At 66.4% G+C, this 6951-nt stretch carries 5 protein-coding genes; 2 read left to right on the top strand and 3 right to left on the bottom strand.

Going from position 1 to position 6951, the window contains the following annotated elements; translation table 11 throughout:
- From AC1DU6_RS15550 to AC1DU6_RS15540, 3 genes are all read right to left on the bottom strand, one after another.
- Nucleotides 1-2625, bottom strand: a 2625-nt coding sequence (locus AC1DU6_RS15550) for a hypothetical protein (protein WP_477858149.1), incomplete at its 3' end; no start/stop codon positions are given.
- Nucleotides 2626-2899: 274 nt separating this feature from the next.
- Nucleotides 2900-4021, bottom strand: a complete 1122-nt coding sequence (locus tag AC1DU6_RS15545) for an ABC transporter substrate-binding protein (RefSeq protein WP_477858148.1) — start codon at nt 4019-4021, stop codon at nt 2900-2902.
- Between the two features lie 757 nt (nt 4022-4778).
- Entirely contained in the window at nt 4779-5417 is a 639-nt protein-coding gene (locus AC1DU6_RS15540) for an FMN-dependent NADH-azoreductase (protein WP_477858146.1), read from the bottom strand.
- Between the two features lie 103 nt (nt 5418-5520).
- On the opposite strand from AC1DU6_RS15540, the gene AC1DU6_RS15535 reads away from it, so the two are divergent.
- Entirely contained in the window at nt 5521-6408 is an 888-nt protein-coding gene (locus tag AC1DU6_RS15535; protein WP_056201739.1) for a LysR substrate-binding domain-containing protein, read from the top strand.
- A gap of 305 nt (nt 6409-6713) precedes the next feature.
- Nucleotides 6714-6951 (top strand): hypothetical protein (locus AC1DU6_RS15530; RefSeq protein ID WP_477858144.1); only part of this gene is annotated, 238 nt, incomplete at its 3' end.

Below are 6951 nucleotides of genomic sequence, written 5' to 3'. Positions count from 1 at the left end.
GATGTCGGCCCGCGCGAACACGTCCGCCCAGACCACGGKCTTGAAGCCGTAGACGATGTCGAAGCCGACGCCGAAGGCGATGACGAAGCTGCCCGGGGCGGCGCGAAAGGTGCCGCCGCGCGGCCAGTTGTTGATGCCGTTGCCGCGGATCATCAAATAGGCGTCGGAGCTCTGGCCCACGATGTCGGGCAGGAAGATGGAGCGCACCGGGCCGCGCCCACGGCTTTCGGCGGGGTAACCGTCGGCGCCCAGATGGATGAACCAGTCCGCTGATTCCGTCGGGAAATGCGCGCCCACGGGCACCGTGGTGGTGACGATGTGCGGGATCTTGTACTCGCCCTCGACGGCGATGGTGACGCCGTCTGCCGGGTCCACCAGGATGACGCCCTTGGCCTGCAGCAGCGACAGGTCGTTGCCGCCGCGTGCGATCTTCATGCGCGGGCCCATGTAGCGGCCTTCGACCGAGCCGCGCACGATGATGTCCGGCGTGGTCACGAACAGGCCGGCGCGGGCGCTGAAGGTAAAGCCCATGTCCGGCGCCGTGCCGATGACGGCCTCCAGGCCGAAGCTGAAGGCACCCGTTTCCTCCACGAACATGCCCGCCTCGCGGTAGTCCCAGTCCAGCGCCGCCTGCACCGGGTCATCGCCCGGCGGCACCGGCTTGGGCTTGGCGTTGATCGCGAACATGCCGCCCACGCCGTAGATCGCCAGGCCCGAGTTGGCCAATGGCAACGGGCCCGGCAGGTCCACGCCCAGCGCCAGCTTGAGCATCTCGCCTTCGGTTTCGATCTCGGCGCTCGCGCCCATCTTGCCCAGAGGCATGATGCTGGCTTCCATCGCCGCACGAAAACCATTGGGCGTCAGCATCACCGAGCCGCTGCCGGTGATCATGGGCTGCAGCGCGATGGACGCTTCCAGCCCGCGCAGCTCGCCGCTGAGCTTGCCGTTCTCGTCGAGCGTGCCGCGGATGGTGCAACCGCTCACCTTGACCGGCCCGAGGTCGAGCTTGAAGCGCAGGTCCACCTCGATCCACATCGAGCCGCGGCCCGAGCGCGTGCCCAGCACGTCGAAGAGCGAGCCCGGCCCCTGCACCAACCAGCCGCCGGGGTCCTCCACCTCCATCGAGCTGCGGGCGTAGTCGAGGTTGAATTTCTCCAGCCCGGGCTTGTCGGGGAAGATGCTCAGCACCACCTCACGCACCCGCACGCGCAGCGGCTGGTTGGGCTGCATCTGCACCGACAGCACGCCCACGTCAATGCCCGTGACGGTGGCCGCCACCGAATAGTCGAGCTTCAACCGCACCGCGTCGCCGCCCGGCAGCTTGGCACCGCTGCTGATCAGCTCCGCGCCGTGCAGCACCAGCTCGCCGTGCTCCAGAAAGCTCGACAGCCCCGTGGCCGCCACCAGCAGCGTCTGCAGCACCACGCCGCTGTCGTCGCCGCCGGGCGGCGGTGGCTGCTGGGCAATCAGCGCGGTGGCCAGCGTGGCCGCGGTGACGGCGATCTTGGCGCCCAGGCYGCCGGGCGTGCTGTCGATCTTCAGCAGCCCATCCGGCCCCTGGCTTTCCAGCGCCAGGCTCATTTCAGACGCGGGCGCCGCGCCGGCCGATCCCGGCTTGCGTGCATAGCGCAGCCGCGCCAGCACCGGTGTGCCGGCCGCAAACGTCAGCGCCTGGCCGAAGTTCTCGGTGCGGCCATTCAGTGGCAGCTCCATCACCGCCTCAACCAACGTGGGCACGAAGCCGTCCAGCCCCGTCGCCGTGGGGTCGCGGCATTCGATGCGCACGGCAATGGCCGGCCGGTCGCCGTCGGCCGGCACCTGGGCATTCACGATGAGGTCGATGCCCGGCGTGGGCGGCAGGCCGAGCTGCAGCCAGGCGTCCACCGCATGGCCGCCGAGGAAAGGCACGCCCTGGGGCAGGAAGAAGCGCGCGCGGTTGACGGCAATGCCCTGCCAGGCGGGCGCGTCCGCAGGCGTGGCGAGCGCGACGCCGTCGACCACCACGCCGTCCGCCGGCCCGGCCTCGCTGGAAAAGTCCAGCACGATGCCGTGCGTGAACTCGAACCCGAAGCTGGTGCCACCCAACAGCACCGTGGGCGGCTGCACCTGCAGCACGACGACGTCGTCAGGCGCCTCGCGGTTGGGCGACAAACTCAGCTTGACGCTGCCACGCGCCTGCCCCTGCAGCACCAGGAACAGGCCCTGGCCGACGAGTTGCACCGGCGGGTTGCCCGGGGCGGCCGTCAGCGACTGGCCGTCTGCCGCCAGCGTGGCTGCCACCAGGCCGTGCGATGCCACCGAGCGCGCCAGGTTGAATAGCGGCCGCTGCGCGCCTTCCTCCAGCGACACCGCCAGCCGGAAGCCCGTGCGCGCGCCAGGCGCGCCGTCGAAGGACAGGAAATAGTCGCGTTCGGGAACCGCTTCAGGCGGCGGCACCAGGTGCAGGTTGAACACACCCAGAGCCTGCTCGTCCGCGGCCAGCAACATCCTGCCTTCTTCGGTCTGATCGGACAGCACCGTGGTGGAGACGATCTGCAGCGTGGAAAGCAGCACGTCCACCGGCACGCTGGTGATGAGCTCGGCCAGCAACTTCTCGTCGGACAGATGTTGTTTGATGCTCTTCATACGTCCCTGCCTCGCCTTGCTGCGGCCCATGCATGCGCCGGCCTAGGCGGCGGACTGTTGGACGTGGGGCGAGCGGGCGCCATCCCGCAGAACACAGGGCGGGAGCGGGCTGCTGGGCGGCCCTCCATGGCCGCGCGCGCCGGTGCACTCCGGCGCCTTCATCAATCGGGAGGAAGAGGGGCGTGCTGGGGTGTGCGCGAAGCCGCGCCGTTAGCAGAAGGCGCGGGATAGGGCGAGGAAGAGGGCGAGGGCGGGCGAGCGCCGGGTCAGCCTCTCAGCGGCGGAACTTGCCGTTCTGGTCAATGATGGCCAGGTCCACATAGTCCAGGCCGCTGTGGTCGGTCGGGCTGTAGCCCAGCTCGATGCCGCCCAGGTCATAGCGGCTCATGCCCTCCAGCGCCTTGCGCAGGCTGTCGCGCGTGGGCTGCTTGCCGGCGCGCTTCAGGCCTTCCACCAGCACCTTGGCCGACACATAGCCCTCGACGACGGTGGGCGTCACGTCCACGCCGGCCTTCTGGGCTGCCTCGGAGATCTCCTTGATGATGGGCTTGGCGATGGAGCGTTCATATGGGAACACCTGGCTGACGATGACGCCATAGCCGATGTCGCCCAGGTCCTTGATGAAGCCCATCGAGGCGTTGTTGGACAGGGTCACCAGCTGCGCATTCGAGCCCGCGGCGCGCACGGCCTTCATGCCCTGCACAACGGCCGTGCCCGAGCCGATGAACATCACCGCCTGGGGCTGCTTCTCCAGCAGCTTGGGCACGATGGGGCCGAAGTCGGGCTTGGCGCGGTCGTACTTCTCGTGGGCCACGGGCTTCTTGTTCGTCTTGGTCAGCCCGGCCATGGCGCCCTGCACGGCGTCGTCGCCAAATGAGTCGTCCACCTGCACGATGGCGATGCGCTCCATGCCGATCAGGCTCAGGTGCTCGATGGCCCGCTCGGCCTCGCGCTGGTAGGTGGCGCGCACATTGAACAGCCACGGGTGCACGGGCTTGTGCAGCACCATGGCGCCTGTGGACGGCCCCACCAGCGGTACCTTGTGCTCGGTCAGCAGCGGCATGATGGCCTGCGTATGGGGCGTGCCGCGGTTCAGGAACAGCGAGATGACGCCCTGGTCGATCAGCTGCTTGGCATTGGTGACGGCGATCTTGGGGTCGAACTTGTCGTCCAGCGACACCAGGTTGATCTTCTGGCCATTGACGCCGCCGCCGGCGTTGACGATGTCGAAGTAGAGCTTGGCGCCCTTCGTCGCCTCACCCACGCTCGCGGCCACTTGGCCGGTGTGGCCGGCGGTCTGGCCGATGGTGATCTGGGCGTGGGCGGTGGTGGCCAACGCTGCGGTCGTGGCGGCGAGCAGGAGGCGGTGGGCCAACTGCCGAAGTGACGTCGTCATGGGTTTGTCTCCAAGCTGCCCCTGGTTGCGGCGGGCTCTTGGATGCTCTGGACGGCCTGCGCGCGGGATAGCAATTCAAGCATGCGGCGTGTGTCACTAGGGCGTTGCCGCGATGTGGATAGTGCGTATGTCGCGACTTTGGCTTAACGCGTGAGGTCCAGCGGGGAGTTCGCCCCCGCGGGCGACTCGCTTTCTTGGGCGCCCAAGGAACCGAAGGTTCGGCGAAGTCAAAGTAAGCAAAGAAGCTGCCCCGGTTCCGCCGCCCCTCGCGTTGCGAGGGGTTCCCTGTGCGCCGTGCCGCTTGCAGGCGGCATGTCCTTCGACAGGCGTCGCGCAGCACGCAGGTGCTGCGCTCGGTCCCTCCTCAGTCTCGGTCGCCGAGACCTGGGCAAAACTCCCGCCGCTACGCTCTGGTCAAACAGTTGCGCGGAGTCAGTTCACGAAGCGTGCTGCGCACGCGCCTCGGCGCCCTGCGATGCTCTGCGGCTCCTTCGTGGGCCTTTAGATTAAGGGCCTGACCCCGATCCGTGCGATCCGCGATCTGATCGACCCCGATCCGATCTGGTCGCGCAGCAAGGGCGACTGATCGTCGCCATCGGCGCCCCGCGTGTCGATAGCCGGGCCGCAGGCGGTGCGCCCGATGTCCTGCCCTGCCATGAGCGAGGGCATGCGTGCTGAAGTGCTGCACTGGCCAACAAACCGCGCTTCGCCGACGAAGGTGTGTAGCAACCCGGCTCGCGCGACTCGACCTCCCCCTTCAATCGAGGCCGTCCACTACGGTGATCGCTTCGCGCCGGGCCGACTCCCGAACGGATGCGTTTACCTCCGGTCCGTAAAGCGTCTTGTCCACGGTGATGGTGTTGATGCGCTCTATGCCGACGAACTTCAGCCAGGCTTCGAGATAGGGCTTCTGAAAGTCGAGCGAGTGGAAGCTGCCCACGCCGTCCGCGGCATAGTCCAGTCCTCGAGCCAGAACCAGCGTGGCGGCCTTGCCGCCGAGCAAGCCTCTCGCTCCTTCCTCCGGGGAAAAGCTGAACAGGATGTCCTTGTGGGACACCGCATCGATCAAGTGCTTCAGCTTGTAGGGGATGCCGAAGTTCCACAGTGGCACCGACAGCAAGATGTGATCGGCCGCGTGAAACGCTTGGCCAAGTAACTTCACGCGCTCCCACGCATGCTGCTGCACCGGTGTCAGAGGCGTGCCGTTGATGCCGGCGTACTTGGCTTCCAGCAACTCGGCAGAGACTTCAGGAAGGTCTAGCGACCAGAGGTCGAGCGTAACGACTACGCTTTTCGGGTGCCGCTGCTCGCAACGCTGAATGAACGCTTTCGCCACGTCGATGCTGGCCGATTGGGTCTTGCGAGGGGAGGCCTCGATGTACAGGAGGTGTTTCATGGAGTGTGGGCTGGAGGTCCGAGACGGAACGGAGAGTAGGCATAACCTCCTCAGACCTCAATCAACTTAATATGAGACTTTTCAGAAGTAATCTCACTGAATCATGCTCATTGATCCGCAGCTCCTCAGGAGCTTTGTCTCTGTTGCCGATCTGGGGAGCGTCTCGCGTGCCGCGGAGCGAGTGCGTCTGACGCAGTCGGCGGTCAGCGCCCAGATCAAGCGACTGGAGGCTCAGCTGGGATGCCGCGTCTTCGCGCGCACCACCCGTTCGCTTCGGCTGACAGCACAGGGAGAGGTCCTACTGGGTTACGCAAGGGGCATCCTCACGTTGAACGATCACGCCGTCCTTCATCTGGGCGCTGCGCGGCGCATCCGCGATACGGTGCGCATCGGCTGCTCGGAAGGCCTTCCGGCCGATTGGCTGTTCGCTGCGCTGACTAGGTTTCGCGAGAAGTACCCCGAGGTCGAACTGGAAGTCACCGGAGGAATCAGCATTGCGTTGTCCGAGCTCACGCGGCGGCGCGCATTGGACATCTCGATTGGCGGGCGGTGCGGCGGCTCCGGTGTGGGCGAACTCCTCTGGAGCGAACCGCTGGTTTGGGCCTTCTCGGAGCGCTCCTTCCTGAACCCTGCACGGCCTGTGCCGATGGCCTTTCTCTCCGAGCCTTGTCCCTACCGTGATGCGGCGCTTGTCGCCCTGGCAGGGCATCGGCGACGCTGGCATATCGCACTGACGGCCCAGAGTTCCGGCGCCTTGCTGGCTGCGGTGGCATCGGGCTTTGCGGTAACGCCTCTCACGCCGTCCCTCATGGCAACGGGTTTGCGCGCTGTTCCGACGGGGGACATCCTTCCCGACCTGCCCCGTGCGGAGTTCACGATGCAGCTGCGCGAGGGCCGACTCGGCGAAGCGGCAACCGAAGTGGCAGCCGACATTCGCCACGCCTGCCATCGATGGCTTGGATCGCTCCAGTTGAGGCCTGGCTTCGTCTAACGCAAAAGCCTCAGCACCCCGCCTGATCAGCCGCAAAAATGTACGTTCGTGGCGAACGGAATGCGATTTGCATGCGCCTGCCGACATGCAACGGCCCTCGCCGTCGGAGAAGCTGAAAGCGAGGATCGGGGTCAGGTTTGAAGTTTTAAGTCTTGCCGGGCATCGTGCGCGCCCGTTTGCCCGCGAGCAATTCATCGTGCAGGTAGAGGATGTGCCGGGCGCGACCACCGCCTGTTGCCGTTGACAGGCCAGCGATGCAGGCGCAAAACGGGGCGTTGCCGGATTCGGCACGCGGGGAGCGCAGCATGAACGACGTTTCGCAGGCGGTTCGCAGCTCTTGGCTTCTTGCCGCACTTGTAGGCCTCCTGCTCTGTACGCCGGCGCTGGCCGACCCCGTGCCGGTGGTGCATTTTGAGCATGAGGACGTCGACAAGTTCGGTGATCTGTCTCAGAAGAATGTGGCTCCCTGTCCCAACATGGCCTGCGGGCCGGTGGCAGCCGTCAACTCCTTTGTCTTCCTGCAGCGCGAGTACTCCCTGATCT

Source organism: Roseateles sp. P5_B10 (genome assembly GCF_056400485.1).
Note: the sequence above shows the minus strand (reverse complement) of the source record. Positions and strands in the feature narration are given on the sequence as shown.